The organism is Streptomyces griseus subsp. griseus (assembly GCF_000720255.1).
GTDB lineage: Bacteria > Actinomycetota > Actinomycetes > Streptomycetales > Streptomycetaceae > Streptomyces > Streptomyces griseus_I.
Window position 1 is genome coordinate 87,073 of sequence record NZ_JOJE01000026.1, and the last position, 26,845, is coordinate 113,917.

The 26,845-nt window shown below is 70.5% G+C and carries 26 protein-coding genes and 1 pseudogene; 7 read left to right on the top strand and 20 right to left on the bottom strand.

All coding sequences use genetic code 11. The features are described 5' to 3' along the window. The first annotated feature begins 19 nt into the window (after positions 1-19). The 3 genes from IG99_RS29390 to IG99_RS29400 are packed head-to-tail and all read left to right on the top strand — an operon-like array spanning position 20 to position 2,544. Entirely contained in the window at positions 20-994 is a 975-nt protein-coding gene (locus IG99_RS29390) for an enoyl-CoA hydratase/isomerase family protein (RefSeq protein WP_051866026.1), read from the top strand. A 54-nt stretch (positions 995-1,048) separates the two neighbouring features. Next, on the top strand, positions 1,049-2,359 hold the full coding sequence (locus tag IG99_RS29395; RefSeq protein ID WP_037679052.1) for a cytochrome P450: 1,311 nt from the start codon (positions 1,049-1,051) through the stop codon (positions 2,357-2,359). Then, a complete protein-coding gene (locus IG99_RS29400) occupies positions 2,356-2,544 on the top strand; it encodes a ferredoxin (protein WP_037679055.1) in 189 nt (62 codons plus the stop codon). The genes IG99_RS29395 and IG99_RS29400 overlap by 4 nt, the downstream gene beginning before the upstream one ends. Before the next feature lie 6 nt (positions 2,545-2,550). Here the strand turns inward: IG99_RS29400 and IG99_RS29405 are convergent, their stop codons facing one another. Continuing rightward, positions 2,551-2,862 (bottom strand): DUF1330 domain-containing protein, encoded by a 312-nt coding sequence (locus IG99_RS29405; protein WP_037679057.1) that lies wholly within the window; start codon positions 2,860-2,862, stop codon positions 2,551-2,553. A 166-nt stretch (positions 2,863-3,028) separates the two neighbouring features. On the opposite strand from IG99_RS29405, the gene IG99_RS29410 reads away from it, so the two are divergent. Beyond that, positions 3,029-4,015 (top strand): LLM class flavin-dependent oxidoreductase, encoded by a 987-nt coding sequence (locus IG99_RS29410; RefSeq protein ID WP_037679060.1) that lies wholly within the window; start codon positions 3,029-3,031, stop codon positions 4,013-4,015. Between the two features lie 54 nt (positions 4,016-4,069). Then, positions 4,070-4,906 carry a FadR/GntR family transcriptional regulator gene (locus IG99_RS46125; RefSeq protein WP_234312000.1) on the top strand — a complete coding sequence of 279 codons (837 nt, stop codon included), beginning with the start codon at positions 4,070-4,072 and terminating at the stop codon, positions 4,904-4,906. Positions 4,907-5,456: 550 nt separating this feature from the next. On the opposite strand, the gene IG99_RS29420 is transcribed toward IG99_RS46125, so the two are convergent. The 4 genes from IG99_RS29420 to IG99_RS29435 all read right to left on the bottom strand — a co-directional run bounded on the left by IG99_RS29420 (position 5,457) and on the right by IG99_RS29435 (position 9,810). After that, positions 5,457-7,022: a hypothetical protein gene (locus IG99_RS29420; RefSeq protein WP_158973263.1), complete on the bottom strand. Its 1,566-nt coding sequence runs from the start codon at positions 7,020-7,022 to the stop codon at positions 5,457-5,459. Positions 7,023-7,338: 316 nt separating this feature from the next. Next, positions 7,339-7,752, bottom strand: coding sequence for an ATP-binding cassette domain-containing protein (locus IG99_RS47920; RefSeq protein WP_051866027.1), 414 nt, complete (start codon positions 7,750-7,752; stop codon positions 7,339-7,341). Beyond that, the gene (locus IG99_RS44335; RefSeq protein WP_078947966.1) at positions 7,739-8,269 is read right to left on the bottom strand and encodes an oligopeptide/dipeptide ABC transporter ATP-binding protein; all 531 of its coding nucleotides are present in this window, start codon (positions 8,267-8,269) and stop codon (positions 7,739-7,741) included. Before IG99_RS44335 ends, IG99_RS47920 begins: the two co-directional genes overlap by 14 nt. Positions 8,270-8,841: 572 nt before the next feature. Beyond that, positions 8,842-9,810, bottom strand: coding sequence for an Lrp/AsnC family transcriptional regulator (locus tag IG99_RS29435; RefSeq protein ID WP_037679123.1), 969 nt, complete (start codon positions 9,808-9,810; stop codon positions 8,842-8,844). 141 nt (positions 9,811-9,951) lie between these two features. Here IG99_RS29435 and IG99_RS29440 point away from each other — a divergent pair, with 141 nt between their 5' ends. Then, positions 9,952-11,571, top strand: coding sequence for an amidohydrolase (locus IG99_RS29440; RefSeq protein WP_037679124.1), 1,620 nt, complete (start codon positions 9,952-9,954; stop codon positions 11,569-11,571). Positions 11,572-11,786: 215 nt separating this feature from the next. Here IG99_RS29440 and IG99_RS51710 read toward each other — a convergent pair whose 3' ends face one another. After that, entirely contained in the window at positions 11,787-12,503 is a 717-nt protein-coding gene (locus tag IG99_RS51710; protein ID WP_324606141.1) for an ArsR/SmtB family transcription factor, read from the bottom strand. A gap of 59 nt (positions 12,504-12,562) precedes the next feature. Here IG99_RS51710 and IG99_RS51715 point away from each other — a divergent pair, with 59 nt between their 5' ends. Then, on the top strand, positions 12,563-12,718 hold the full coding sequence (locus IG99_RS51715; RefSeq protein ID WP_324606142.1) for a hypothetical protein: 156 nt from the start codon (positions 12,563-12,565) through the stop codon (positions 12,716-12,718). 23 nt (positions 12,719-12,741) lie between these two features. Here the strand turns inward: IG99_RS51715 and IG99_RS51720 are convergent. The 14 genes and pseudogenes from IG99_RS51720 to IG99_RS29510 all read right to left on the bottom strand — a co-directional run. Beyond that, positions 12,742-12,921 (bottom strand): annotated as a pseudogene (locus IG99_RS51720) (DUF5937 family protein); the annotation flags it as partial. Then, positions 12,918-14,174 carry a PucR family transcriptional regulator gene (locus IG99_RS29450; protein WP_037679066.1) on the bottom strand — a complete coding sequence of 419 codons (1,257 nt, stop codon included), beginning with the start codon at positions 14,172-14,174 and terminating at the stop codon, positions 12,918-12,920. The pseudogene IG99_RS51720 and the gene IG99_RS29450, both read right to left, overlap by 4 nt. 38 nt (positions 14,175-14,212) lie before the next feature. Continuing rightward, positions 14,213-15,256 (bottom strand): amidohydrolase family protein, encoded by a 1,044-nt coding sequence (locus tag IG99_RS29455; RefSeq protein ID WP_234312001.1) that lies wholly within the window; start codon positions 15,254-15,256, stop codon positions 14,213-14,215. A 3-nt stretch (positions 15,257-15,259) separates the two neighbouring features. Then, positions 15,260-15,781: a 3-hydroxyanthranilate 3,4-dioxygenase gene (locus IG99_RS29460; protein ID WP_037679069.1), complete on the bottom strand. Its 522-nt coding sequence runs from the start codon at positions 15,779-15,781 to the stop codon at positions 15,260-15,262. Between the two features lie 26 nt (positions 15,782-15,807). Next, the gene (locus IG99_RS29465; RefSeq protein WP_037679073.1) at positions 15,808-16,236 is read right to left on the bottom strand and encodes a RidA family protein; all 429 of its coding nucleotides are present in this window, start codon (positions 16,234-16,236) and stop codon (positions 15,808-15,810) included. Then, positions 16,236-16,997, bottom strand: coding sequence for a 2-keto-4-pentenoate hydratase (locus IG99_RS29470; RefSeq protein ID WP_037679076.1), 762 nt, complete (start codon positions 16,995-16,997; stop codon positions 16,236-16,238). Before IG99_RS29470 ends, IG99_RS29465 begins: the two co-directional genes overlap by 1 nt. Continuing rightward, positions 16,994-18,040, bottom strand: coding sequence for a 4-hydroxy-2-oxovalerate aldolase (gene dmpG / locus IG99_RS29475; protein WP_051866038.1), 1,047 nt, complete (start codon positions 18,038-18,040; stop codon positions 16,994-16,996). The genes IG99_RS29470 and dmpG overlap by 4 nt, the downstream gene beginning before the upstream one ends. Then, positions 18,040-18,999 (bottom strand): acetaldehyde dehydrogenase (acetylating), encoded by a 960-nt coding sequence (locus IG99_RS29480; protein ID WP_037679079.1) that lies wholly within the window; start codon positions 18,997-18,999, stop codon positions 18,040-18,042. Before IG99_RS29480 ends, dmpG begins: the two co-directional genes overlap by 1 nt. Continuing rightward, complete coding sequence (locus tag IG99_RS29485; RefSeq protein WP_078947967.1) at positions 18,996-19,841, bottom strand: 2-keto-4-pentenoate hydratase; 846 nt, start codon at positions 19,839-19,841, stop codon at positions 18,996-18,998. Before IG99_RS29485 ends, IG99_RS29480 begins: the two co-directional genes overlap by 4 nt. Next, positions 19,838-21,313, bottom strand: a complete 1,476-nt coding sequence (locus IG99_RS29490) for a 2-hydroxymuconic semialdehyde dehydrogenase (protein ID WP_037679084.1) — start codon at positions 21,311-21,313, stop codon at positions 19,838-19,840. Before IG99_RS29490 ends, IG99_RS29485 begins: the two co-directional genes overlap by 4 nt. 161 nt (positions 21,314-21,474) lie before the next feature. After that, positions 21,475-22,944 carry an amino acid permease gene (locus IG99_RS29495; RefSeq protein ID WP_051866030.1) on the bottom strand — a complete coding sequence of 490 codons (1,470 nt, stop codon included), beginning with the start codon at positions 22,942-22,944 and terminating at the stop codon, positions 21,475-21,477. Continuing rightward, positions 22,941-24,230 carry a kynureninase gene (gene kynU, locus IG99_RS29500; RefSeq protein WP_199815623.1) on the bottom strand — a complete coding sequence of 430 codons (1,290 nt, stop codon included), beginning with the start codon at positions 24,228-24,230 and terminating at the stop codon, positions 22,941-22,943. Before kynU ends, IG99_RS29495 begins: the two co-directional genes overlap by 4 nt. Positions 24,231-24,363: 133 nt before the next feature. Next, the gene (locus IG99_RS29505; RefSeq protein ID WP_037679087.1) at positions 24,364-25,245 is read right to left on the bottom strand and encodes an alpha/beta hydrolase; all 882 of its coding nucleotides are present in this window, start codon (positions 25,243-25,245) and stop codon (positions 24,364-24,366) included. After that, a complete protein-coding gene (locus IG99_RS29510) occupies positions 25,242-26,369 on the bottom strand; it encodes an indoleamine 2,3-dioxygenase (RefSeq protein ID WP_037679090.1) in 1,128 nt (375 codons plus the stop codon). The genes IG99_RS29505 and IG99_RS29510 overlap by 4 nt, the downstream gene beginning before the upstream one ends. Positions 26,370-26,845: the final 476 nt, after the last annotated feature.

The window sequence follows — 26,845 nt, forward strand, 5'->3', positions numbered from 1 at the left end:
AGGTTACACTGCGAGCGTCATGGAGCCACCCTTCCTCCTGGTCGACCTCGACGGCCCGACCTCCCACCCCTCACGGGAAACCTCCTGTGTGCGCGTCGCCGTGGCGGCAGAACCCGCGGAAACGGCCGGGGAGTTCGACCTGCTGCTCGCCGCATCGCCCGACCCGCCCCGGCCCTGGGTCGGGTGCGCCGATCCGTACGCAACCGCGCAGCGGCTCCGGGACATCGTCACCGCCCGCCCCGACGCCTGCCTGGCCCTCGTGCAGGTGCTCCGCATGGGTCCGAGCCTGCCGCCGCCCGACCGGCTGGTCGTGGAGTCCCTCGCCTACTCCACCCTTCAGGCAGGGACCTCCTTCCGCTCCTGGCTCGCCGGGAAACGCCCGCATGCCGCCCGTCCGTCCACCGAGCCGGTCCTCCTCGACCGCGACGGCGACAGGCTGACCATCACACTGAACCGCCCCCGGGTCCACAACGCCTTCGACGCCGCCACGCGGGACGCCCTGTGCGAGGCCCTGGAGGTCGCCGCGTCGGACTCGACGGTCACCCGCGTCGACCTACGCGGCAGCGGCCCCTCCTTCTGCAGCGGCGGCGACCTTGCCGAGTTCGGCTCCTCGACCGACCCGGCGCGGGCCCATCAGGTGCGCGTGCACCGCAGCCCCGCCGCCCTGCTCCAGCGGTGCGGGGCCGAGGTGACCGCGCATCTGCACGGCGCCTGTGTCGGCGCGGGCATCGAACTGGCTGCCTTCGCCGACCGGGTGACAGCTGCGCCGGACACGGTGATCCGGCTGCCCGAGATCGGCATGGGTCTGATCCCAGGGGCGGGCGGCACAGCGAGCCTGCCGACGCGGATCGGCCCCGAACGGACCGCCTACCTGGCAATGAGCGGTGCCACGCTCAGCGCGACGGAGGCCCGGCGCTGGGGTCTGGCCGACGAGATCGAGAGCGGCCACGCCGACTCGGGCGGGTCACTAGCCATATACGGCAGCGAGAATTAGATTCCCGCACACGAGAAGAATGCTTACACCTCCACTCACGAAGGAGACCGGCCAGTGGCCCACGACGAGCCGCCCGAAGACATCGACACGATCGACTTCTTCCGGGACGACACCACCGTGGCGGACCCGTACCCCTACTTCGACGCCCTGCGCGCACGCTGCCCCGTCACCCGGGAACCCCACCACGGCGTGATGATGGTGACCGGGTACGACGAGGCGGTCCAGATCGCCCAGGACCCGCAGACCTTCTCGTCCTGCCTGTCGGTGACGGGTCCCTTCCCCGGTTTGCCGGTCCCGCTGGAGGGTGACGACGTCAGCGAGCTCATCGAGCGGCACCGCGACGAGCTGCCGATGAGCGATCAGCTGCCGACTCTCGATCCGCCCGTACACACCGCGCACCGCGGGCTGCTGATGCGGCTGATCACCCCGAAGCGGCTCAAGGAGAACGAAGCGGCCGTACGGGAGATCGCCGACCGCATGCTCGACACCTTCCTGGCCCGGCCGGAGGGCGAGTTCATCAGCAAGTTCGCCGGACCGTTCACGCTGCTCGTCATCGCGGACCTGCTGGGCGTGCCCGAGGAGGACCGGGAGGAGTTCCTCGACAAGCTCCAACGCCGGCCGCGGGACGGGGGCGGCATCGGCGGCACCGGCGAGGACCCCCTCGCCCACTCGCCACTGGAGTTCCTGTACGGGCGGTTCTCGGACTACATCGAGGACCGGCGCCGGGAGCCGCGCGAGGACGTCCTGACCGGCCTGGCCACCGCCACGTTCCCCGACGGCTCCCTGCCGGAGGTCGCCGACGCCGTCCGGGTGGCCGCCAACCTGTTCTCGGCCGGGCAGGAGACCACGGTCCGCCTGCTCAGCTCCGCGTTCAAGGTGATCGCCGAACGCCCCGACATTCAGACGCTGTTGCGCACGGAGCCGGACCGCATCCCCAACTTCGTCGAGGAGACGCTCCGGATGGAGAGCCCAGTCAAGGGTGACTTCCGGCTCTCCCGCGTCCCGGTCGCGGTAGGCGGGGTGGAGATCCCGGCGGGCACCACGCTGATGGTGGTCAACGGCGCCGCGAACCGCGACCCGCGCCGCTTCGAGGACCCGGCGACCTTCGACCCCGCCCGCCCGAACGCCCGCCACCACATCGCCTTCGGCCGCGGCATCCACACCTGCCCCGGCGCACCGCTCGCCCGCACCGAGGCACGGGTCGGCATCGAGCGTCTCCTGGCCCGCACCGGCGTCATCCGGATCTCCGAGGGCGTGCACGGACCGGCCCACGCGCGCCGCTACCAATACCTCCCGACCTACATCCTGCGGGGCCTGACCCACCTCAACCTGGAGTTCACACCCGCCGAGGGGAGCACGCGATGAAGATCACCATCGACGAGGACCGCTGCCGCGGTCACGGCGTCTGCTGCACCGTCAGCCCCGAGGTGTTCGACCTGAACGACGACGGCTACGCCGTGACCGAACAGCCCGACGTGCCGCAGGAGTTCGAGCAGGCGGCACGCTCGGCGGCGATGAGCTGCCCCGAGCGTGCCATCACCTGTCACTGACGCGGTTCAGGCCGGCCGTGGTGGCATCTCGAACCCGGCGACCAGTACGGCGTTGGTCTCCGCCGCCGCGTGCCGCAGCGGCTTGGCCTTCGCGTACTCGGCCGACTCATACCACTCCCGTGCCGCCTCGACCGACTCGAATTCGAGGACGACCGTCCGGTCGCCGTGCCACTGACCCTCCAGCACCTCGGGCTCTCCTTCGACGGCGAGCACGCGGGCGCCTGCCTCGGCCATCGACCGGGCGGCAGCCCGGCTGTAGGCGTTCATCCCGGTCCGGTCGCGGATGGCCTCGGTCAGGATCACGTACCCCTTGGGCATGGGCATCTCCAATGCGCTACATATAACAACGAATGGGTGGTATACGTTTTATGAGCGTCATTCGCCTTATGCGGTATATGCGTTATAACACAACCCCGTTCAACTCGGATGCCTCGCACACGAGTTGGGTCCCCGCGGCCCTCGCTCCGGGCTCTGCGGGCGCCCGGTGAGTGTCCCCGAGTTGTCGTGCGGCCTCCCTCCCGGCCCCGACTTCGCCGATCTGGCCGTTCTCGCCGAGGAACTCGGCTACGCCCGGGTGTGGATCTACGACTCCGCGCCCTTGTGGGAGGACCCCTTCGTCCACCTGGCCCTGGCGGCCCGCCGGACGACCCGCATCGGTCTGGCCACCTCGGTGCTCGTGCCGGACGAGCGCTCAGTGATGTCCATGGCGTCCGGGATCGCCACCCTCGCCCGGCTGGCGCCCGGCCGCTTCCGGGCCTGTTTCGGCACCGGCTTCACGGCCCGACTGGCCCTGGGGCAGCGGCCGATGCGGCTCGACGCCTTCGCCGAGTACGTCCGCGCCGTGCGCGAGCTCCTGGCGGGTGACACCGTTTTGCTGGACGGCGAGCCGGCGCGCATGCTGCACGCCCCCGGGTTGACGGCGGCCCGCCCGCTGGACGTGCCGGTGTGGCTCAGCGTCTTCGGCCCCCGGGGCAGCGCCCTGGCCACAGGACTGGCCGACGGGATCATCGGTAGGCCACATCCCGGCCTCCCCACGGCGACCATCGTGTCCGGCACAGTCCTCGACGACGGCGAGGACGCCGGCAGCGCACGCGTGCGGGAGGCCATCGGGCCCTGGCGGGTCGTCGACTGGCACGAAGCCTACGCGCGCGGCGGAGCCGAGGCGGTCGACACAAGGCCGGGAGGGCGCGCCTGGCGGGAGGCGCTGGAGGAGGTCGCCGAGGCCGGGGAACACCGCCTGCTCACCTTCGAGGGGCACGTCACCGACCTGACGGACCGTGACCGGCTGCTGCTGGAACACATCGACACCGCGACCATGGTCGGCGATGCCGCCCGCATCGGCCGCAAGCTGACACGGCTTGGTGAGCTCGGCTTCCAGGAGGTCGTCTACACGCCGACCGGACCCGACGTCCGGCGGGAACTGCAGGCCTTCGCGGGGACCTGTGACACGGCGCCACGACCGACCTGGTAGCCGCCCGGCGTGCTCGGTAGCCCGATGGGCACGCTTGGTCCAGCCGCATGACCAATGCCGGGACTGCCGAGCCCGGAGAAACCGGAGGGCCAGCACAGTGGTTCACCAGATGGGGCGTCCCAGGCCGTCGGTCGGCCCCAGTTGTACGCCTCGGTCGTGGAGCAGATCCTGGCCGGCATCCGGTCCGGATTCTTCCCACCGGGCAGCGCGCTGTTGGCGGAACGGACGCCGGCGAGCCGGTTGCAGGTCAGCCGCGGCTCCCCTCCGGCAAGCGGTGCGCGTGCTGGAACACGCAGGGGTCCTGGACATCCGGACCGGCAGTGGCACATACGTCGCGACCGAGGGCGGTTCGAGCGCCACGTTCCTGCGTGCCCAGGCCGCTGCCCTCGGCGAGCACAGTCCGCTCGACGTGATCGTCGCCGTGCGGCGATCGAACCGGTCTGCGCGGAGCAGGCTGCCCTGGCGCACCACCCCACCCATCTCGCCGCCCTGGAGACGGTTTTCGAGGAACAGGCACGGGCGACCCGGGCGGACGAGGACGTGGCGGAGCCCGACTTCGCCTTCCACCTGGCCGTCGCCGCCGCGTCCCGCAACAGCGTGCTGCTGGCGCTGGAGAGGACGCTCATCGACCTGATGCACGAGCAGACCTGGAGCGAGCTGAAGTACCGCTCCCACAGCCGCGAGCATGCCGCGGAGGAGTACCTGAAACACCACCGGCTGGTGCTGCAGGCCATCAGACAGCGCGACGCCCGGCGCGCCCACCAGTTGATGGCGATGCACATGAGCGCCGTCGAGACGGTGCTGGTCGCGGAGCTGGAACACCGAGGCGGCACCGGGTTGACCCTCGGGGCGGAGGGCGAGCCGGATACCGGACCCGCGCCGTCCGGGTGAAGGAGCCGGCCGGCCTGCGCCGGCCCGGCCTCCCCCCCTCAGGTCCGGGACACGGCGCGCTCCGCGTCCCGGACGAAGGAGGGGACGAGCTCGACGCCCCATCCCGGAGCGCTCGGCACCTCGACCCGGCCGTCGACGACCTCCAGCATCGGCTCGTACTTCTCGGCTGCCGGTGCGCGAACCTGATCGCGGTCGGGCGAGGCCCCGTTCGTGGCGTCGGCTGTGTGCGCGCTTGGTTCCGGAAGCGAGGGACGGATGGCGAACCGGCAGCATTGCACGGTCCGGTACCCGGGCGGGACCGCACGTCCGGGCTCCGAGTCCGTCGTGCCCGTGCCCGCTCCGGCCGGACGCCGGGGGCCGGACTTGGATCACGGGGGCCGGCTTCGCCGGGCATGGCGGCCCGGACGATGCCGAGGTGGCTGTGTGCGCTGCCGTACGGCAGCGCCGCTGAACCGGTACGTGCCGAGGGTGATCCTCGACTGCGGATGCGGTGCCGCCCCGTGACCGTCGGCACGGGCGGCACCCTCCGAGGACGGCACCGCCCTCGGGCTCAGGCACGCTCCAGGACGATGAGGTAGATCGCGTTGGGCGCGAGATCGACGGTGGCGGTGTGGGTCCTGCCTGGCCTGACGATCTTCCGGTCGACCAGCTGGAGGCCGGCCTTGGCCGGGTCGGAGAAGTAGTTGCTGGTGTTCTGGTCGATCCGGTACATGAGCTGGCGGACGGGACGGTTCCTGAGCTCGGACGGCATCCGGGACATGTCGATGGTGGCTCGATAACTGCGGTCGCCCACATGCTGCCAGTTCCAGACCATCAGCGACGCGCCAGACCGGTCCTTCGACGCCATCGCGTAGACGCCGTTGTCCCCTTCGAGCGCGCCCGATACGCCGGCGGACACCCTGGTGTCCTTCATCCGGGACTGCATCAGCATCTCATTGCCGTAGGGAGTGAACGTGTCGTTGACCGGCCCGTTCGGGGTGCGGGTCACGAGCTGGTCCTTGCGCTCCTCGACCCGGTGCCGGACGCACCAGTTGAACATGTAGGTGTCCGGCTGGTTCGCGAAGTAGTAGGCGTAGGTGGCCATGCCGGCCGCCTGGCGGACATAGTCCTTCTTGGGGTCGGTGTCGTCGTAGGCCGGACCGGGGTAGATGCCCGTCTCGGTGACGTAGCTCGGGATGCGCTGGTGGATGCGGCGTTCGTTCAGCCAACCGAGCAGGGTTTCCCGCTGCGATGCCACCACCCTCAGGTCGTCCTTGTACGTCGTCGGGGTCTTGTACGTGTCGTCATCCCAGGCGAGGTACGCATGGTAGGCGAGGAAGTCCAGACGCTTGTGCGGATTCTCGTCGGCGGCGAAGTCGTCAAGGAAAGGCTTCACCCACTTCGGGTCCAGCCACGACAGTGCCGGCCCGCCGAGCTCGATGCGGTCCGCGCGCCTGAGGCCCTTGTTGACCGCGTTGACCGCCGCGTAGTACGGCTTGTAGAAGCGGTACAGGTCACCCGGCTGCAGCGTCGTCTTCTCCGGCGGGATTCCCTGCCTGCGCTGCTGACCGTAGAACTGCCAGTCCGGCTCGTTGAAGGCTTCCACATACTTGACGCGCGGGTACTTCGCCTTGACGCTCCGCACGATCAGTTCGAGCATCGGCTCGAGGTCCTTCATGGGCCGCTTGCCCTCGACGAAGTCCGTCGGGTTGAGGTTGATCAGCACCGAGTCGGACACCGTGCTCGCCTCGGTGAGGTAGGCGTCCAGTTTGGACAAATCACACCGCTGGGTCTTCAGGTCGCACAGGTTGAACACGTCCTGACCGTCCGCCGCGTTCGGGCTGCTCAGCCAGATGCGGTAGACGTCGCCGTGCAGGCCCTGCTTGTTCAGGAACTTCACGTCACCGGCGCGCTGGTCGGGCCACGCCGTCACGTTGCCGAAGTTGTTCAGCCTTTCTGAGTGCGGCAGTTGGCCCTCACGCGAGCCGAAGTCGACCGAGACCTCAGCCGGGGAGAGCGAGGCGGGAGGTTCGGCGGCCTGAGCAGCGACGGGCTGGACGGACGTCACGGCCAGCAGCGAGGCGGCCGCTCCGGCCAGCAATCCTCGCCGGGTGAGGAGTCTCGTACTCGTGCGCATAAGGGAGAACCTCGCTTCCATGAAGCAATGGCAGCCGCTTGTCGCGGGCGGGTGTGCGGGGATGGCCGACGGCGAGGTTCAGCATAGGGACCCTCTCTCTGACTGAGAACCCCCGTATCAACTTTGGAGAATGCTATTCTGATCCGGCCGGGAAGTGGCAGGCACTCGGGATGTGCGCCGGTTCCCAGCTCGGGTCTCTCGGTGGCGCAGATGTCCCGCGCCTTGGGGCACCGGGTGCGGTAGGGGCAGCCCACCGTCCCGGAAGGGCCGGGGGCCTCCCCCCCCAACGGGTCCGGGGAGGACATCGTCGGCGAGGTCAACGTCGGGGGCACGGCCGGGCGAGGCGCTCAGCAGTGCCCGGATGTAGGGGTGTGCCGGGTTTCCGTACAGCTCCTCGGTCGTTCTGGAGGTTGCGGCGCTCCTCGCGCATCTCCCGGCCGGAGAGCGCCAGCAGGTCGCGGCCCTTGTACAGCACCGAGCCGCCGGTCGGCTCGACAAGGCGCATCAACGCCCGGGCCAGGGTGGACTTGCCCGACCCGGACTCGCCGACCACCGCGAGGCACTCCCCCGCGCCGACGTCGAAGGTGACACCGTCCACCGCGCGCAGGACCTTACGGTTCCGGGGCGGCCCGGTGACGAAGTGCCGGTGCAGGTTCTCGACGCGCAGCAGGGGCGGGTCAGCCCCCTCCGCAGCCCCCTCGGGCCGTGTGTCGGGCTCAGTGCGCGGCATCGAGGACCTCCTCCGCGTGGTGGCAGCGGCTCAGCCGGTCCGCGCTGAGGGCGCGCAGGTCAGGTTCCTCGGTGGTGCACCGGTCTGTGGCGAGCGGGCACCGCGGGTGGAAGGCGCAGCCCGGGACGATGTCGGCCTTGTCCGGTGGGCTGCCGGCGACCGGGCGCAGATCGCTCCAGTTGCGGGCGGTGTCGGGCTGCGACGCGAGCAGCGCCCGGGTATGGGGATGTGCCGGGCGCCGGTAGATGTCGTCGATGCCGCCCCGCTCGACGATCCCGCCGGCGTACATCACGGCCACCTCGGAGGCCACCAGCCGTGCGACGGCGAGGTCGTGCGTCACGAAGATGAGGGCCATCCCTGTCTCCCGCTGCAACTGCCGGACGAGCCGCAGGATCCCTTCCTGCACGGAGACGTCGAGTGCCGTGGTCGGCTCGTCCACGATGAGCAGCCGAGGGCGCAGGGCGATGGCGAGCGCGATGCACATGCGCTGCCGCATGCCGCATGCCGCATGCCGCATGCCGCATGCCGCATGCCGCCGGAGAACTGGTGGAGGTAGTCCTTCAGGCGTTCCTCAACCGCCGGGATGCCGACCTGCCGCATCAGCGCCACCGCGTGTTCCCGCGCGGCTCGCCGGTCCAGACCCTGGCGTACCCGCAGCAGTTCGGTGACCTGCGAGCCCACGGAGTAGACGGGGTTGAGGCTGTCGAGCGAGTCCTGGAACACCATCGAAATGCCCTGGCCGCGGACGGTGTTCAGCCGCGCCTCGTCCCACCCGACGATGTTCTCGCCCTCGAACTCGATGGCGCCGCGGCACGGGTCGCCTTTCTTCTCGGCATGGGTGAGGACCGCGGGGGCGCTCAGCGTCCGAGCTTCACCTCGGCGGCATGGAGCTCGATGCCGGTCAGGCCGTTCGGTGTAGTCCACGCCCTTGTACCGCTTGCTGATGTCCCATGTGGCTCCAGGTCATCAAGGGGAAGCCTCAGTACGCCCTCATCCCCCATACCTCACACACCACGGGATACGGCCCCCTCTGGGCCCATCAGGGAGTTCAAGTAAGTTCACCCTGACGAGCTGAAGTCAGTACTTTCGTCAGTGTCGGATCAGACCCGTGCGTTTGACGGTCGCCAGCAGCGGGGTGGTGTCGATGGCGGTGACCGCTTCCAAGGGGCCGACGGCGTCGGTGAGGAAGGTGTACAGGGCGTCGAGGTTCGCGGTGGCGACGGCGACGACCAGGTTGGCGGGCCCGGTGGTGGCGGCGCAGAACCGGACGTGCGGGTGGGCGCTCAGGGGCCGCGCGGCCTCCTGTAGCGCGCCCGGCCGCACCGAGATCCACAGCAGTGCCTCGGTCTGCGCGCCGAGCAGTGCGAGATCGAGCTCGGTGGCCAGGCGCAGCGCCTGGCTCTCCAGGAGGGCTTCGAGCCGTCGGCGGGCCGTGAGTGCGGTGGTGCCGGCGCGGCGGGCCAGGTCCGTGTAGGTGGCCCGGCCGTCCTCGGTCAGCCCGGCGATCAGCGCGGTGTCGACGTCGGCAGGCGCGTACGACGGTGCCGAGGCCGTCGGTTGCGCGGGGCCGGGGACGAGTTCGGCCAGTTCTTCCGGTGAGAGGAGGCCGGCGGTCCAGCGGAAGGCGGTGGGGAAGACACGCAGCAAGGTGTGGGCGGTCCAGGAGCCGACGGCGTCGGTGGCGGGCAGGTCGCGCAACAGCAGGTTGTTGCGGGCTTCCGGACCTTCCAGGAAGAAGATCGTGGAGATCTCGTCGCCGCCGCCGAGGATGTCCACCCAGACGGTGTCGGGGCGGCGGGCCAGCGCCTGGGCGACCTGCCGGATCTTGTTGGGGCGGCAGCAGATGCGCAGGGCGACGGGGATCAGGTGCGGGAAGCGGGCCGGGTTGCGTACCACGGTCGCGCGCAGGGTGCCGTCGGCGTACAGCAGGGCGACCCGGCGTACGACGGTGCGCTCGGACAGCCCCAGACAGCGGGCCACCTCACGCCAGGAGGCACGCGGCGCGGCGACCAGGGCCGCCGCGATCCGCCGATCGGTTTCATCGAGCACCTGTCGCATGATCCGCATGCTAGGCCCAGGTGCTGGCGTACTTTCTGGGCAGGAGTCATCAGCTTGGCGGTGAATTCCCGCATCTCTCTTACAACGGTCTCCTCACCGAACGACGTGTTCGGGATCCGGCATGAGATGAGGGAGAAGACGATGACTGAGCACGGAGCCGACCTCCTGATCCGCGCCGGGGCGGTGCACACCCTGGTGCCCGGTCAGGCGGTGCAGCGGGCGGTGGCCGTGCGCGGCGACCGTATCGCGGCCGTGTCCGCCGTCCCGAACGGTCTCGATCACCTGGTGAGCGCGGAGACACAGGTCCATGACCTGCCCGGTGCCACCGTACTGCCCGCCTTCGACGACACCCACACCCACCTGATCTTCGCGGCGCTCGGTGCCCATGACGTCCCTGTGCACCAGGCCGGCAACATCCCCGAGTTCCTCGACCTGATCCGGCAGCGGGCCGCCGTCACCCCCGAGGGCGAGTGGATCCGCACCACCACCAACTGGCAGGAACTCAACCTGACCGAGCGCCGCATGCCCACCGCAGCCGAACTCGACCAAGCCACCGACCGGCACCCGGTCCTCGTCAAGCGCGGCGGCCACAACGACGTCGTCAACCACTATGCGCTGCGGCTGGCGGGCATCACCGAGGACACCCCCGCACCGCCGGGCGGCACCGTCGGCCGCAGCGCCGACGGTAAGCTGGACGGCCGGCTGATCGACAACGCCCTGCACCTGGTGGAGCACCTGGTCCCGGCCCCGGACCGGGCCGAGCGCATCGACGGACTGCGCCTGGCCACCCGCGACTACGCCGCCACCGGCATCGGGACCGTACGCGACTGCGCGGTCACCCCCGAGGACTACGCGGTGCTCCTGGCCGCTCGCGAGGCGGGGGCGCTCAGCACCCGGGTGCGGGCGCTGATCTCCGCCCTCGGGCTGACCAGCGCCACCCAGGTGGAGGACCTGCTCGACGTCATGGAGGAGTGGCGTGACAAATCCGACCCCTGGCTGTCGGTGTGGGGTGTGAAGTTCGGCCTCGACGGCGGTCTGGAGGCTGGGGCCACCGAGGAGCCGTACGCCTGCGACCACGCCTTCTCCGGAATGCTGATCTGGGAGCCGGACGCGCTGGTCGAGGCCGTCGAGGCTGTGGTCCGGCGCGGCTGGCGAGTCGGCACCCACGCTTACGGCGACCGCGCGGTGCGCACCCTGCTGGACGTCTACGAGCGCGTCCTCGAGCGCAATCCTGGGCTGCCCGCCGGCACGCTGGTAATGGAGCACGGCGGCCTGGCCGGACCCGAACAGCAGGCCCGCGCCGTCGCGTTGCGCATCCCGGTCACCATCCAGCAGCCGCTGCTGCACGACACCGCCGAGGTCGAGGAAGGCTTCTGGGGACCCGAACGCGTCGCCCGGCTGTTCCCCGCCCGCGGCTGGATCGACCTGGGCGCCGAGGTCAGCGCCGGATCCGACTTCCCCGTCGGCCAGTTCGGCGCGATGCGCTCCATCTGGGGCATGACCACCCGGCAGACCGTCATTGGGGTCAAGGGCCCCGAGCACGCCATCACCTACGACGAAGCCCTCACCCTGCACACCGCGGGCGCCGCCCGCCTGACCGGCGAGGCGCACCTGCGCGGCACCCTCACCCCGGGCCGCCTCGCCGACCTCACCGTCTGGGACCAGGATCCCGCCCAGGGCACGGGCGACGCGCTGCGTGATCTCCGCCCCACGCACACCTTCGTCGGCGGCCTCCTGGTCACCCGGACCGACACGCGGTAATCAGTCCACTGAGCCGTGACTGGCTCTGTCCTGGTGGCGTGAGCGGCCGTTGAGATGGACCTCCTGGCGGCGGGACTTGTAGAAAACCTCAACTGGCTGCGTCCCGACGCCCCCACCAGCCCGGAGTTGCTGTTCTGCCACGTCTACGGGCGGGGTTTCGGTCGTTGAGAAGCGGCATGCCGCAACTGTGTGCGTCGGTGAATTCACTGTTCAACTTATTCGTCGAAACGCTGATCAAGCGTCGGCGGGGCGCTGTTCCCGCCGAGAAAGCCTTCCAGGCTGGGCGCGAGTTCGGCCACTTTCCGGGGCACGAGCCGGTACAGGACGTAGTAGCCCTGTCGGCTGCGTTCCAGCAGGCCCGCCTCGGCGAGCACCCGCAGGTGTTTGGACAGGGCGGCCTCGCTGACTCCGACGAGCAGGGCGAGTTCCTGGGTGCTGCGGGGCCGCTCGGCGATCAGGCGCAGCGCCCGCAGGCGGGTGTCGTCCGCCAACGCTCTCAGGACGCCGACCAGTTGGGCCGGGGGGATGCGCGGACGGGCCTCCCGCACGATGGAGGAGGCGGGGAAGACCAGCCCGAGAGGCCAAGGGCCGTCGCAGTTGACGCGGATGTGCGGCCATACGAAGGCGCTGGGCACCAGGGCGAGTTGTTCGTGCGGGCCGATGGCGACCTGATGGTCGTGCGGCCGCTCCAGCCAGAATCTTCCGGCCGCGGGATCACATCGCACCTCGGGCCACAGCGCGCGCAGCATGCCGTACAGGCCGTGCTCGGCGATCTGCCGGCCGGCCTCCGTGACGCTGTCGGCGAGTTCCGGCTCGATTCTGCGCCACTCGTGGCGAACGCCTCCTCCCAGTAGCCTTCCAGCAGCCGCAGGAAGCGCTCCAGAAGGGCACCCGGGTCGTCGAGCAGCAGCGTGGCCAGCGTCTCTCCGCAGACGGCTGCCGCCTGTTCGGACAGCCGGCGGCGCACGGCCGGCTCAGAGAGCACGTCGGGGTGCCTGACCGGGCGGTCCGCCGGCCAGGGGGTGAGCAGGGGCAGGGCGAACTCCAGACGGGTGAGGTCCGGGTCGATCCTCCGCACGCGCTCCAGTTCATCGGCGAAGTCGAGCAACTCGCCCGTCGGCGGGGGAAGAAGAACTCCGGGAAGTAGGACCGGAAAGCGAACGAGAACGCGTCGATCTCGCGTTTCAGCGCCGGCGGGAGTCGGTGCATCGCCCTCACCCACGGGTGCTGGACCGGGTGGTGTTTGGGTTCCACGAGGACATGCAGGCTCAGTACCGCCTCCAGGGCAGGCGAATAGGAGAAGCCCACCAGTTCCGTGGCGGTGGCCGGGACCCGGAACTCGATCGTCATGGTGCGCCCGTCCGATCCAGGTCGCGCAGGCGCAGGTGCAGCTCCGCCAGGAAACGCGTCTGCGCGTCGCGCGGGTCGAAACCGCTGAGCTCACGGATGCGTTGCAGGCGGTAGCGGAAGGTGTTCGGGTGCAGATGCAGTTGCGCGGCCGCGGCGTTGGTGTCGCCGAAATGGTCCAGGTAGCAGCGCAGGGTCGCCAGGAGCTGGGTGCGGTGCTGCCGGTCGTGGCGTTCCAGGAGGGATACGGCGCCGCCCAGGATCTCATCGTCCTGGCGGAGGGCTCCGCGCAGACGGGAGAGCGCGTACAGAAGCTGGACATCCTCGAAGGAGGCCACACGGGGAGCTGCCGGGTACTGCTGTTGCAGTCCGGTGACGCGGTCGGCCTGGGACCGGGCGGCCGGGATCCGGCCGGGATCCCCGACGCTGGTACTGACGGCCAGCACGATGCGCTCGCGTAGTGCCGCGCGGTCCCACAGGTCCCGGGCGATCTTCAGGGAGCGGCCCATGGCTTCGGCGTCGTCCGTGGACTCCGGCCACAGCAGCACCGCGTAGGTGGCGTGATCGTGCCGTGCGATGAAGGAGCGAGGGTGCGCTGTCGTCAGGTACAGACGCAGGACGTCCGACGGGATCTCGGCGAACGCCGCATCGTGCGCCGGCCGGCACGACGCGGCGGCGAGCACGGTGACCTTGGCGGCCGGCAGACCCAGCCGGCCGGCGGCCTGTTCGGCGGCCTCGGTACCGAGCAGGACGGCCCGCAGGTCATCCTGCTCGGTGGCGCCCTGGCCGCCCGAGCGGCTCATACGGACGGCGATCGCCTGTGCGGCGGCGCGAAAGTGGGCCGCCTGCCGCGAGTCGAAGGGAGTCTCCGTACTGGCCCACAGATAGCCCAGATGCGGACCGTCGTGCTGGACCCGGCAGGCCATCCGGGGCTTGGCCTGGTCGGAGGCCGGCTCCAGGAAGACGGGTTCCGGGGAGCTGATCAGGCGGGCGATGTCCCCCCGCGAGCGCAGCACCTCGACGAGCCAGGGCTGGGCCTGCCGCTCGAGGATCCCGGAGACCCTTTCCTCGTCGGCGGCGTGTTGCCCTCTCGACCAGGCCAGGACACGGAAGTCGGTGTCCTCCAGGACGATGGGCACGTGAAGGAGTTCCCCGGCCGCGTCGATGATCGAGAAAAGGTCTTCCCGCTGACCGGCGGCCGCGGTCTCGGGTTCCGGCTGGAACATCACACCCACCTCCCCGGCTCCGACAGCCATGCTAGGCGGCACCTGCGCGGCACCGTGTGTGGCTCTGGTCAGCCGACGAGCCCGAGGAAGCGCTCGGCGTTGCCCCGGCGGATCAGCGCCTTCTCCTCGAGGGTGAGAAAGGCACTGTCGCGCACCACCTGGCCGACGGGCCGTTCCCCCAGCGGGTAGGGATAGTCACTGCCGACCATGACCTGCCGCGGGCCGTAGGTGTCCACCAGCAGGCGCAGGGCGCGGGGGTCGAACACGACGGAGTCGACATGGAACCGGCCGGAGTAGTGCGAGGGCGGGTGCTGGGAGGTGCCGACCACGTCGGGGCGGCCCCGCCAGGCGTTGTCCATGCGGCCGAGCCAGAAGGCGAAGGATCCCCCGCCGTGCGCGAAGCAGATCCTCAGCCGGTCGTCGATGCGGTCGAAGACCCCGCCGAGGACCATCGCCAGCAGCGACAGATGGGTCTCGGCGGGCATGGCGGTCAGCCATCGCGCCATCCAGCGGCGCAGGCGCGGTGAGTCGTCCATGTCCCAGGGGTGGACGAAGACCGGGACCTCCAGCTGTGCGCAGTGCTGCAGGAAGGTGACGATGCCCTCGCTGTCCAGGTCGTGGTCACCGACGTGGTTGCCGATCTCCACTCCGCGGTGTCCGTTGGCCAGGCAGCGCTCCAGTTCGCGGCAGGCCGCGTCGGTGTCCTGCAGGGGCACCTGGCAGAAGGGGATGAGGCGGTCGGGTGCCGGGGCGACGATGTCCAGGGCCAGGTCGTTGAAGATCCGTGCGATGCGGGCCGCCTCCGCGCCGCTGCGGCCGTAGTGGAAGAAGGCCGGCGTCGGTGAGACGACCTGCCTGTCGATGCCGTCGGCGTCCATGTCCTTCAGGCGGGTCTCCGCGTTCCAGCACTGCGTACCGATCCGGCGGAACTCCTGCGACCCAAGCATGATCATCGCGTCGGTCTCCGACTCGATGCGCAGCCAGGGGGCGAGGGGGCCGGCGTCCGCGCGGAGGTCGGGCCATCCCTGGGGGACGTAGTGGGTGTGGATGTCGATGGTGTCGTACCCGGCCTCGCGCTGTATCGGGTCCGCTGTCGGGTCGTGGTCGTGCACCGGTCATCCCTTCCCGGGGTGCTCGGTCCCGCAGGCGCCGCAGACGCGCGCCTGCGGGTCGTCGAAGAAGGCGCCGAAGACCGGAGGCAGGTCGGCCACGATGTCGGTCACCTGGAGTTCCACCTCGTGAATGAGGGCGTGGCACTGGGGGCAGTACCACTGGAACTTCTCCAGGGTGCCCGGCTCACGGACGCGTTCGATGACCAGGCCGATGCTGTCGGCTTCCGGGCGCTGCGGGGAGTGCGGGAGGTTCCCGGGCAGCAGCCAGGTCTCTCCCTCCCGGATGTGCACGGCGTGCGGCCCGTCCTCGGTCATGATGTCGACGTACATGCTGCCGCGCAGCTGGTGGAACCACTCCTCGTACGGGTCGACGTGGTAGTCGGTGCGCTGGTTGGGGCCCCCGACGACCTGCACGATGAAGTCCGTGCCCAGGGCCATGGTGCGGTTGTTGACGGGCGGCTTGAGCAGGTGGGCGTGGTCAGCGATCCACTTCTGGAAGTGGATGACCTCGGGGATGGCGGTCATGACGGTGTCCTTCTGGGATGAACGGGTCAGTGGCCCTGGCGGTGACGGGTGAGGGTGGCGATGGCCTGCATCTCGATGAGCAGGTGCGGGTGCGGCAGCTGGTGGACGGCCACCGTGGTGCGGGTGGGGCCGTCGACGTCGAAGTACTCGGCGAAGACCTCGTTGTAGCCGCCGAAGTCGTTCATGGAGACCAGGTAGGTCGTGATCTGGGCGATGTCCTCCAGGCCGGCGCCCACGGACTTGAGGATGGCCCGCAGGTTCCCGATGACGGCGCGGGTCTGGGCACGGATGTCCAGGGTGGTCGTGCCCAGGGCGTCGGCCTCGGCGCCCTCGAAGGTGTTGTCCGGCCTGCGGGAACTGGTGCCGGAGACGAAGACGAGGTCACCGACGACCTTGACGTGAGGGAAGCGCCCCCGGGGGGTGGCCAGTCCGTCGACGACGTGTGCGGTGTTCATCAGCGGCCTTTCAGCGTGACGGTGCCGAGCCCCGCGATGTGGCACGCTGTGACGCCGGCGGTGAGCGGCAGGGCGGCGGTGGCGGCGCCGGCCAGGACGATCTGCCCGGGTGCGAGAGGGATGCGGCGCTTGCGGCAGATGGCGAGCAGGGCGTGCAGGGCGGCCAGGGGCGCTCCGAGGATCGCAGCGGTGGATCCGACGGCCTCCCGCTGTGGGGTGCGCAGCCGCACCGCCTTGTTCGCCACATCGCCCAGCGGACGCCAGGCGCCGACGGCGTAGGCGGCGGCCGAGGTGTTGTCGGCGACGACGTCGGTGACGGTGAAGCGGAAGTCCTGGTACCGGGAGTCGATGACCTCCAGGGCCGGGGCCACCGCGTCCACGCACGATTCGATGTCGGTCGTGGGATCGTCGGGATCGACGTGCTCGCTCAGCCGGAAAGCCACCTCCGGCTCGACCCGGGGATGGATGAGGTCCGACAGCTCCAGCTCCGCGCCGTCGCCGATCCGCATGGCGTCGGTCAGACGTCCCACGATGACCTCGCAGACGCCCATCTGCGCCATCTTCGCCTTGCTGGTGAAGCCCAGTTTCACGCCGGTGAGCCGCTCCCCCCTGGCCTGCCGCAGGCCGACCAGGGCCTCCTGCACGGCGTAGGCGTCGTCGACGGCGAGGGGATGGGTGTCGGCGATGCCGGGGATGGGGCTCCGGTCGTTCCGGGCAGTGTCCAGACGATGGGCGAGTTGCAGATGGCTGGGGTTGGTCATGCCGCGCCTCCTGCCGTGACGCACTGGTCCGTGGCCGTGGTGGAGGCCCGGACCAGGTCCAGGGCGATGTCGGTGAGCAGGTCCTCCTGGCCGCCGACCAGGCCGCGGCGGCCGACTTCCTGCAGCAGATGACGGGAGTCGATCCCGTGCCGCGCCGCGACCCGGGCCGCGTGCAGCAGGAAGCTGGAGTACACGCCCGCCCGGCCGAGCGTCAGGGTGTCGCGGTCGACCTGGACGGGCCGTTCCCGCAGGGGCCGGACGAGGTCCTCGGCGGCGTCCTGGAGGGCGAGCAGATCGCAGCCGTGGTGCCAGCCCATCAGGTCCGCCACGGCGACGAACGGCTCCGCGGGGCAGTTCCCGGCCCCGGCTCCCTGCCCGGCAAGGGCGACGTCCACGCGCAGCGCCCCGTGCCCGACGGCCGTGACGCTGTTGGCGACCGACAGCGACAGGTTCTCGTGGGCGTGGATGCCGATCTGCGTGTCCTCGGCGAGGACCTGGCGCAGGGCGTCGACGCGTTCGGCGACCTCGGTCATGGTCAGCCGCCCGGCGGAGTCGGTGACGTAGACGCAGTGGGCGCCGTAGGACTCCATCAGCCGTGCCTGCTCGGCGAGCCGGGCCGGAGTGGCCATGTGACTCATCATCAGGAAGCCACAGACGTCCATCCCGTTCTCGCGTGCCCAGGCGATGTGCTGCGCGCTGATGTCGGCCTCGGTGCAGTGGGTGGCCACGCGCACGCTGCCCACCCCGAGGTCCCTGGCGCGGCGCAGGTCGGCGATGGTGCCGATGCCCGGCAGCAGCAGAGTGGTCAGGGTGGCGTTTTCGATCACCTCGGCCGCGGCCCGGATCCATTCGTCGTCGGTGTGGGCCCCGAACCCGTAGGTGGCGCTGGAGCCGCCGAGACCGTCGCCGTGAGCGACCTCGATGGCGTCGACCCCGGCGCGGTCGAGGGCGGCCACGATGTCACGGACCTGGGCGGTGGTGTAGCGGTGTCCGACGGCGTGCATGCCGTCCCGCAGGGTCACGTCCTGTACGTAGATGTGCATCAGCTCACCCATCCTCGGAGTTCGGCCATGCGCTCGGCCGTCCGCAGGGCGGCGGAGGTCATGATGTCGAGATTGCCGGCGTATTCCGGCAGGTAGTGGCCCGCGCCGCGGACCTGCAGGAAGCAGGTGACCTGCGTGCCCGTCACATGACGGCCCAGGTGCGGCATCCACACTTCGTGCAGGGCGTCGAACTGCACGTCCTGCACGAGTTCGTAGCCGGGCACGTACTCCTGGACGTCCCGCACGGTCTGCCGCACCGAGTCCTCGATGGCCCCGAGGGTGCCGGCCGTGGCGTCCTCGACGACGCAGAAGACGGTGTTGCGCATCACCACCGGCGGATCGGCCGGGTTGAGCACGATGACGGCCTTGGCCGTGTCGGCACCCGCGACCTCACGCAGCGCCAGGCTGGTGGTCTCGGTGAACTCGTCGATGTTGGCACGGGTGCCGGGGCCGGCGGAACGAGAGGAGAGGGAGGCCACGATCTCGGCGTAGGCCACCGGGACCACCCGGGAGACGGCCGCGGCGATGGGTACGGTGGCCTGCCCGCCGCAGGTGACCATGTTGACGTCGTCGGCGGCGAGGTGCTTCTCCAGGTTCACCGACGGGACCGTGAGGGGCCCCGACGCGGCCGGAGTGAGGTCGATGATCAGCTTGCCGTGTTCGCGGCAGACTTCGGCATGGCGGGTGTGGGCGCCGGCCGACGTCGCGTCGAACACGATGCGGACATCGGCGAACTCGTCCATCGCGGCGAGACCGTCGATCCCCTCGTGGGTGGTGGCCACCTGAAGGCGCCGGGCGCGGGCCAGGCCCTCGGAGGCCGGGTCGATACCCGCCATGGCCGCCGTCCGCAGGATCTCCGACTGCCGGAGCACCTTGATCATCAGGTCGGTGCCGATGTTTCCCGAGCCCAGGATGGCGACCCCGACGCCGCCGCCCGCCGTAGCGGCTTCGGTGCTCATACGTTCTCCTCGATCCGCGACTCGACACTGCCGAGTCCATCCAGTTCCAGGCGGTACCGGCCACCGCAGGTGATCTCCACCATCGGGCCCAGGGCACCGGACATCACCACGTCACCGGCGCGCAGGGGCTGCCCCCGTCGGGTCAGCTCGCGGGCCAGCCAGGTGACGGCGACGACCGGAGAACCGAGGCAGGCGTGGCCCGCGCCGAAGGAGACGGGTTCCTCGTCCCGGTACAGCGTCATCCCGACCTGGGCCAGGTCGAGGCCGTTCAAGGTGTGCGGGACGGTACCCAGCACGACGGCGCCGCTGGAGGCGTTGTCGGCGACGGTGTCGGCGATGGTCAGGTCCCACCGGCTGATGCGGGAGTCCACGATCTCGATGGCCGGCAGGACGAAGGCGGTGGCCCGCAGGACGTCCGCGACAGTGGCGCCCGGCAGGTCCACGTCGCTGCCGAGGACGAAGGCGATCTCTCCTTCGGCGCGCGGCTGCAGGAAGCGGTCCAGCGCCACGGGCTCACCGTGGGCGAACACCATGTCGTCGAAGAGCATCCCGAAGTCGGGTTCGAAGACGCCGAACTGCTCCTGTACGGCGGGCGCGGTCAGGCCGATCTTGGCGCCGACGCGGCGTGCTCCCGCGGCCGTCCGCGCGGCGGCCAGGCGGCGCTGCACCTCGTACGCGGCGTCGATGCCGGTGTCGCCGAGCAGGTCACGTACGGGTGCGCAGGGCGTTCGGGTGGCCGCAGCGCCGGTCAGGCGCGACACGACGGCCTCGACCGCGTCGCCGGGGCCGTCTCCGGCCCGCGGGCCGGAGGCGTCGGGGTGGGTGTCGATGTCGGTCGTCACAGCTGCACGCACACATTCGTCGGCTCGGTGTAGAAGTGGAGAGAGGAGGCTCCGCCCTCCCGGCCGATACCGGACAGCCCGGCACCGCCGAACGGCGAGCGCAGATCGCGCAGGAACCAGGTGTTGATCCAGGCCATGCCCACGTCCATGCGCCCGGCGACCCGGTGACCGCGGCGCAGGTCGTTGGTCCACACCGCGGCGGCGAGACCGTAGTCGGTGTCGTTGGCCAGGGCGACGGCCTCCTCCTCGGTGTCGAAGGGGATGAGGGCGGCGACGGGTCCGAAGATCTCCTCGCGTACGGGGCGGTCGGCGTTGGTCAAACCGGTCCACAGGGTGGGTTCGATCCACGCGCCGCCGTCGAGGTCCGGCCCGAGGTGCGGTGCCCCGCCCCCGGCGACCACCTTGGCGCCGGCGGCTTCGGCCAGGTCGAAGTAGCGCAGCACCTTGCGCCGGTGCTCGTGGGAGATCAGCGGGCCGGTGGTCGTGTGGGTGCTGAGCGGGTCGCCGAGCCGCAGCCGGGTGGCTCGCTCGGCCAGGCCGTCGACGATGTCAGCGAACACAGACCGGTGGACGTAGAGCCGCTCGGTGCACAGGCACACCTGACCCGTGTTGGTGAACACCGACCGGGACAGGCCGTCGAGTGCCTCCTCGACGTCGACGTCGTCGAAGACGATCGCGGCGTTCTTGCCGCCGAGTTCGAAGGACACCGGGCGAACGCCGGGCGCCGCCGCCCGCATCACCTCGGTTCCGGTGGTGGACGATCCGGTGAACGTGATGCCGTCCACGCCCGGGTGGGTCACCAGGAACTCGCCCGCGGAGCCGGGGCCGAAGCCTTGCACGACGTTGTAGGCCCCGGCGGGCAGACCGGCGTCGGCCAGCACCTCGGCCAGCAGGGTGGCGGTGGTCGGGGTTTCCTCACTGGGTTTGACGACCACCGCGTTGCCGCAGGCGAGCGCGGGGGCGACCTTCCAGGTGAGCAGCAGCAGCGGCAGATTCCACGGCACGATCACGGCCACCACGCCCAGCGGCTTGCGCACCGCGTAGTTCAGGGCGCGGCGCCCGTCCGGCAGGTCGGTGAGGTACGAGTCCTGGCCGGCGGCGGCCACGATGTCGGCGAACGCGCGGAAGTTGGCGACAGCACGGGCGACGTCGAGTTCACGGGCCTGCGTCACGGGCTTGCCCGTGTCGCCGACCTCCGCGGCCACGAAGTCCTCGAAACGCTCCTCGATCAGATCGGCGGCCCGGCGCAGCAGCGCCGTGCGCTCCCGGACGGGAGTGTCGGCCCAGCCCTCCTCCAGTGCGCCACGGGCCGAACGGACCGCGCGGTCCACCAGGGCCCGGTCCGCCTCGTGCACGGTGGCCAGGGGCGTGCCGGTGGCCGGGTTGGTCTTGGTGAAGCAGCGTTCGGGGTCGGCTTCGGCGAAGGTGCCGCCGACGAAGTTGCGGATGACGGGCACGGTTTCAGTGGGCATGGGGTGTCTCCAGCGGGGCGGGCGCCGCGGTGGTCCGGCGGGAGCCGGATGCGTGATCGAGCCGCATCGGCCTGCGGTGGCCGGTCGTCGGCGGTGAGTGCGGGGTGCTGCCTCCGGCGGCTGTCCTGTCTGTCCGGGGCTCCGGTGGGAGGAACGGCTGATCACGCATCGACGGCCTCCTCGCTCTGCGCGGCCGTCGTGTGGCGGTCCACCACGTGGCGCACCTTGAGGGCGTACACCAGCAGCAGGGCGAGGGTGAAGCCGGTGCCGACCCAGGCGGCCTGCGCCATCACGGGCACCACCGCGGCGGTCGCGGCCACCGCCAGCACACCCGCGATACCGGCCCAGGCCGTCCACGCCCCGCCCCACACCCGCAGGCCCTGCCCCGTCGCCGGGGCGTCGGAGCGACGGAAGGCGAGATAGGAGGCGAGGATCAGCAGCCACACCAGGAGGACGGAGAAGATGGCGACGGAGACCAGCACGTTGAAGACGCCGTCGACCCCGAATGCGGCGAGCAGGGCTGCCGCGACGATGCCGGCGGCGGAGACCACCAGGGCCCGCACCGGTACTCCGCGGGTGTCCACACGGGCCAGCACGGCGGGGGCGCATCTGTCGTGGCCGAGCGAGTGCAGGAAGCGGCTGGCCGCGTAGAGCTGGGCGTTGGCCGAGGAGATCGCCGCGATCAGGACGATGGCGTTGGTCAGTGAGGCGGCGGCAGGAATGCCGATCTGGCTGAAGACGCGGACGAACGGGCTGCCGGTGATGGTCCCGTCGCCGCCTGCGGTGTCCCGCCACGGCACCAGGGTGACGATGATGCCGATGGACAGGATGTAGAACAGTCCGAGGCGCCAGACGAGCGCGCGCATCGCGGTGCGGATGGACCGCGTGGGGTCGGTCGTCTCCGCCGCCGAGATGGAGGTGGTCTCAAAGCCCACGAAGGCGAACATCACGACGGACAGGGCCGCCCAGACGGCCTGAGGTCCGTGCGGGAAGAAGCCGCCGTGGGAAGTGAGGTTTCCCAGTCCGGCGGCCGGTGTATGCGGCAGCCCGACGAACACCAGCAGCAGACCCGCGGCGATGAACACCACCACCGCGGTCACCTTCACGCTCGAGAGCCAGAACTCCGCGAAGCCGAAGGACCTGACGCTGACGATGTTGAGCCCCAGCACCAGGGCGGCCACGGCCGCGATGAGCAGGAGCATCGGGGCCTGCGGCCACCAGTAGCGGATGTAGATCGCCGCCGCCACCACCTCGCCGCCGATGGCCACCGTCGTCCCGGCCCAGAACAGCCATCGGACGAGGAAGCCCGCCCACGGGCCGAGGTAGAGCTGGGCGATGGTCCCGAAGGTGCCGCGCACGGGATGGACGATGGTCATCGCGCCCAGCACCCGGGCGATGATGGCGACGAGTACCGCGCCGGCGATGTAGGACAGGATCACGGCGGGACCGGCTGTGCCGATGGCCGAGCCGGATCCCAGGAAGAGGCCGGTGCCCAGGGCACAGCCCAGGCCGATCATGGTGGTCTGGCGGTGGGTGAGTGAACGGGTGAGCTCGCCCGTGGGCTGCCGGTCACCGTGTGAGGTGGGGGGCGGTCCCTGCGGGATGGGCGTCACTTTGACTGTGCGGGTCATGTCGCCTCCGGTACGGCGTGGGCCAGCGCGTCGGCCACCCGCCAGCAGTCGTGGAAGGTTGAGTACAGCGGCACAGGAGCCAGCCGGATGATGTCCGGCTCGCGGGCGTCGGCGATGACTCCGTGCTCGTGGCGCAGCGTCCGGGCGAGATCGCCTGCCGTCGTACCGCCGACGCGCAGCGACAGCTGGGAGCCTCGGCGCCGCGGGTCCCTGGGGGTGATCACCGTCAGCGGACGGGTCGCGGTGACCTCGTCGAGCAGCCCCTCCAGGTATCCGGTCAGCTTCTCGCTGCGCTTGCGCAGCGCCACCATGCCGACGGTGTCGAAGATGTCCAGGGAGGTGCGCACGGGTCCCATGGCGAGGACCGGCGGGTTGGAGATGGCCCACGCGTCGGCCGTGGCGGGCGGGCTGGAGACCGGCTCCATCAGGAACCGGGTGGTGGCGTCGGTGCTCCACCACCCCTCGAAGCGGTGCAGGGTGCGGTCGGTAACATGCCGTTGGTGGATGAAGACCCCGGACAGGGCCCCCGGGCCGGCGTTGAGGTACTTGTAGGAGCACCAGGCGGCGAAGTCGACGTTCCAGTCATGCAGATGGAGCGGGACGTTGCCGGCCGCATGGGCCAGGTCCCAGCCGACCGTCGCACCCGCGGAGTGCCCGGCGGCGGTGATGGCGGCGATGTCCATCAGCTCGCCCGTGAGGTAGTTGACGCCGCCCAGCAGCACCAGCGCCACGGTGTGTCCCTGGCGGTCGAGGAAGTCGACGACGTCCTCCGCGCGCAAGCACTCCTCTCCCGGGCGCGGACGCACCCTGATGACCGCCTCGTCCGGGTCGAGCCCGTGGATCCGTACGTGGCTGCGCACGGCGTAGCTGTCGGAGGGGAAAGCGCTGTCCTCGATCACGATGTGTGTGCGCTCGCCCCGGGGGCGGTAAAAGGAGACCATCAGCAGATGCAGGTTCACCGTCAGGGAGTTCATGACGACGGTCTCTTCGGGCAGCGCCCCGACCAGACGTGCGGCCGGCTCGGTCAGCAGCCGGTGGTAGCCGAACCACGGGCGGTCGGCGTCGTGGTGCCCCTCGACGCCGAAGCGGCTCCAGTCCGCCAGGTCTTCGACCAGTTCGGTCCGGGTGGCCTTCGGCTGCAGGCCGAGGGAGTTGCCCGCGAAGTACGCCGTCTCGGGGTATCTGCCGCCGTCGGCGGGCGGTATGTGGAACAACTCCCGGTGGCCCGGCAGGGCTTCGTCGAGTTGGCGGGCCTCGCCTTCCGAGGCGGTCAGGTGAGTGAGCAAGGTATGCACTTCCTCAGATGTCTAGCCGGTGGACCGGCGCGGCCGGACCGGACGGTGTGGCCGTTCGCGTGGACTGCGGGCCGACGCGAACGGCGGATCTGGATGGACGGCTGAGCCAGGTGGGCGGCAGGCCTTACGTGGACTGCAGGCCCAGCAACCGGCGCATCTCGGCGTGCACCCGGGTAGAGGGCGTGCCGAGTTCCATGGGTGAGTCGAAGTGGTTGCGTCCGGGCTGCTCGAACGCGGTGACGTGGCACCCCTGCCGGCGCAGATGCGCCGCGTACACAGAGGACTGCCGCTTGAACTCGTCCGTCTCACGCTCTCCCCAGGCGATCACCACGGGGCAGCGCACGCCGGTCAGGAACAGGGGGCTGTAGTCCCGAACTTCGCCGGCGTCGATGCGGACGACGTCGTTGACGTAGGTCTGTCGCACCGGGGCCAGGTCGTAGATGCCGCCGAACAGCACGGCACCCGCGATGGGGGCAGCGGGCAGACCCCACTGCCGCCAGGGCGTGGCGAGCAGCATGGCGGCCAGATGGGCCCCGGCCGACGACCCGGCGACCACGATCCGCCCGGGGTCGATACCGTGGTCGGCCGCTCGGTGCCACAACCAGGCGAAGGCCCTGCGTACCTGGTCGACGATGTCCGAGAGCCTGGCCCGCGGGGCCAGCGTGTAGTCCGGGGTCGCGTAGACAGCGCCCGCCTCCACCAAAGCGGGAGCCGGGAACGCGGAGTCCTCCTTCGACAACTGCTGCCAGTACCCGCCGTGCACGAAGAACAGGGCGGGCCGGCTGTCCTTGCCCGATCCCGAGGGACCGTAGACATCCAGCAGGTCGTCGGGGCCCGGCCCGAAACGAAGGTCTCGGCGGGCCGCGGGGGCCAGCTCGTGCTGAGCCAGACGACTGCTCTCGGCGTAGTCGTCCAGGAACGGCTGGATGTCGCCCACCAGACTGCTGGGGGAGTACTGGGCGTCCAACTGCGCCTGGTCGAAGTCCCCGTACACCCGTGCCGTCATGGCAGCAGCCGTTCGGTGGTCTCCTCGCGCGACTTCCTCAAGAAGCTGACGAAATCACTGCCGCCGGTGCCCTTGGCGGTCTCCTCGTCGCGCTGGAACCGCTTGATGTAGCGCCCGGTGATGCCGATGTGCTGGGCCCTGAGCCGGACGAGGGACTCCACCGCCCCGTTGTAGGCGACGCACAGGCGCGGATAGCTGCTGCGGTGCCGCCCCACATAGCCGCGTACCGACGGACCGGCCTCCAGGTCCTCCAGGAAACGTCGGTGCGGCGCGGGCATGTACGCGCGCATGCCGGTCAGGAATCCCGCCGTCGTCTCGTGCTCGTGCGGGATGTCGAGTCCGGCGTCGAAGGCCTGGATGAGGGAGCTCTGCGCGGCGCTCCCGCCGGCCAGCACCAGCGGCTCCCGGTCCACGCCCTCGAACCGTAGTCCCGGCGCGGACCAACCTGTGAGGAACGGCCTGATCCGGTGGTAGAAGACGTAGTGGTCGCACCAGCTCTCCACGTCGAGGAACGCGTCCGTCACCTGGTCGACGACACTGCGGATGCCGAACAGCGCCTCGGTGAGGCGGGCATGGTCCTCGGCTGCCACGGCATGCTGCGCCTGGACCAGCAGGGGCAGCCCTGGGGCGCCGGCGAGCTCGACACCCACCGTCGCCAGGTAGAACCACTTCTCGTCGACACCGCCGAGGAACGTCACCTGGGTGTCGATGTTGGACATGCTCAGCGGTTCACCGGCGTCGATGCGCCGCCAGTTGTTCAGGACGATGGAGGCGTGGGCGGCGATCGGAGCCCGGTCCAGTTCCCGGGCGAGCGCGTGCAGGGGCCGTGCCACCGGCGCCGGAAGCGTGTCCACGGGGCTCTCTGCGCCCCAGACGTACGCGTTCGCCAGACAGCACAGCAGCAGCATGGCCCGCTCCTGCTCCCTCGCTGACCGGAGCCGGTCTGGCGTCAGGACGGGCATCGACTCCACCGCCGGGCGCAGACGTCCGGTCATGATCAGAGCCGCGATGTTCCGGCCGAGCCGTTCCCAGGGCTCGTAGTACACGGGCAACGCGTCCACCGGGTCCTCGCCGGGCACGAACCCGCGCTCGGCGTCGATGGCGTACTCGCTCAGCGTGGCCACCCGGGGCCTGGTAGCCCGGATGCGCGTCGTCTCAGGGATCGTCGTCTCAGGAATCACTGCACTGCCTCCTCGTGTGCCAGACGAGGTTCGCCCCGCGTACCTGGTGGGGCATATGGGCGGCAGCACGAAGCCCACGCGTTCTGATTGGGGTCCGGCACTACGCCGCTTCCGCTCCGGTCGCGAACGTAGAGGTCAGGTGCGGCGGGGGAGCATCCCATCGCCGGGTCGGCTCCGCCGTCCCAGCTCCTTCGTGTCCGCCGCCACTCGGGGATTCAGCGCGGGCGAGTGCCATGGGTGGGACGTTCTCCCCTGAGGCGCCCAGGGTGCCATTGCGGGGCAGAACAGCACGGAGCCGATCAGGGCCGCCACCGCGAAGAAGCGGCTGTGCAGCCGGTCCTATCGTTCCCGCACCGTGCCGGACTCCCAGGCCCAGGCGGCGATCTCGACCCGGTTGCGGGCGTCGATCTTCTGCTGGA

Bases quoted from the DNA above. Each gene is read 5' to 3' on its own strand.
- IG99_RS29390 (WP_051866026.1), top strand. From the start codon at position 20: ATGGAGCCACCCTTCCTCCTGGTCGACCTCGACGGCCCGACCTCCCAC.
- IG99_RS29400 (WP_037679055.1), top strand. From the start codon at position 2,356: ATGAAGATCACCATCGACGAGGACCGCTGCCGCGGTCACGGCGTCTGC.
- IG99_RS29405 (WP_037679057.1), bottom strand. From the start codon at position 2,862: ATGCCCAAGGGGTACGTGATCCTGACCGAGGCCATCCGCGACCGGACC.
- IG99_RS46125 (WP_234312000.1), top strand. From the start codon at position 4,070: ATGCCGGGACTGCCGAGCCCGGAGAAACCGGAGGGCCAGCACAGTGGT.
- IG99_RS29420 (WP_158973263.1), bottom strand. From the start codon at position 7,022: ATGCGCACGAGTACGAGACTCCTCACCCGGCGAGGATTGCTGGCCGGA.
- IG99_RS47920 (WP_051866027.1), bottom strand. From the start codon at position 7,752: ATGCCGCGCACTGAGCCCGACACACGGCCCGAGGGGGCTGCGGAGGGG.
- IG99_RS44335 (WP_078947966.1), bottom strand. From the start codon at position 8,269: ATGCGGCATGCGGCATGCGGCATGCGGCAGCGCATGTGCATCGCGCTC.
- IG99_RS29435 (WP_037679123.1), bottom strand. From the start codon at position 9,810: ATGCGACAGGTGCTCGATGAAACCGATCGGCGGATCGCGGCGGCCCTG.
- IG99_RS29440 (WP_037679124.1), top strand. From the start codon at position 9,952: ATGACTGAGCACGGAGCCGACCTCCTGATCCGCGCCGGGGCGGTGCAC.
- IG99_RS29450 (WP_037679066.1), bottom strand. From the start codon at position 14,174: ATGGCTGTCGGAGCCGGGGAGGTGGGTGTGATGTTCCAGCCGGAACCC.
- IG99_RS29460 (WP_037679069.1), bottom strand. From the start codon at position 15,781: ATGACCGCCATCCCCGAGGTCATCCACTTCCAGAAGTGGATCGCTGAC.
- IG99_RS29465 (WP_037679073.1), bottom strand. From the start codon at position 16,236: ATGAACACCGCACACGTCGTCGACGGACTGGCCACCCCCCGGGGGCGC.
- IG99_RS29470 (WP_037679076.1), bottom strand. From the start codon at position 16,997: ATGACCAACCCCAGCCATCTGCAACTCGCCCATCGTCTGGACACTGCC.
- dmpG (WP_051866038.1), bottom strand. From the start codon at position 18,040: ATGCACATCTACGTACAGGACGTGACCCTGCGGGACGGCATGCACGCC.
- IG99_RS29480 (WP_037679079.1), bottom strand. From the start codon at position 18,999: ATGAGCACCGAAGCCGCTACGGCGGGCGGCGGCGTCGGGGTCGCCATC.
- IG99_RS29490 (WP_037679084.1), bottom strand. From the start codon at position 21,313: ATGCCCACTGAAACCGTGCCCGTCATCCGCAACTTCGTCGGCGGCACC.
- IG99_RS29495 (WP_051866030.1), bottom strand. From the start codon at position 22,944: ATGACCCGCACAGTCAAAGTGACGCCCATCCCGCAGGGACCGCCCCCC.
- IG99_RS29505 (WP_037679087.1), bottom strand. From the start codon at position 25,245: ATGACGGCACGGGTGTACGGGGACTTCGACCAGGCGCAGTTGGACGCC.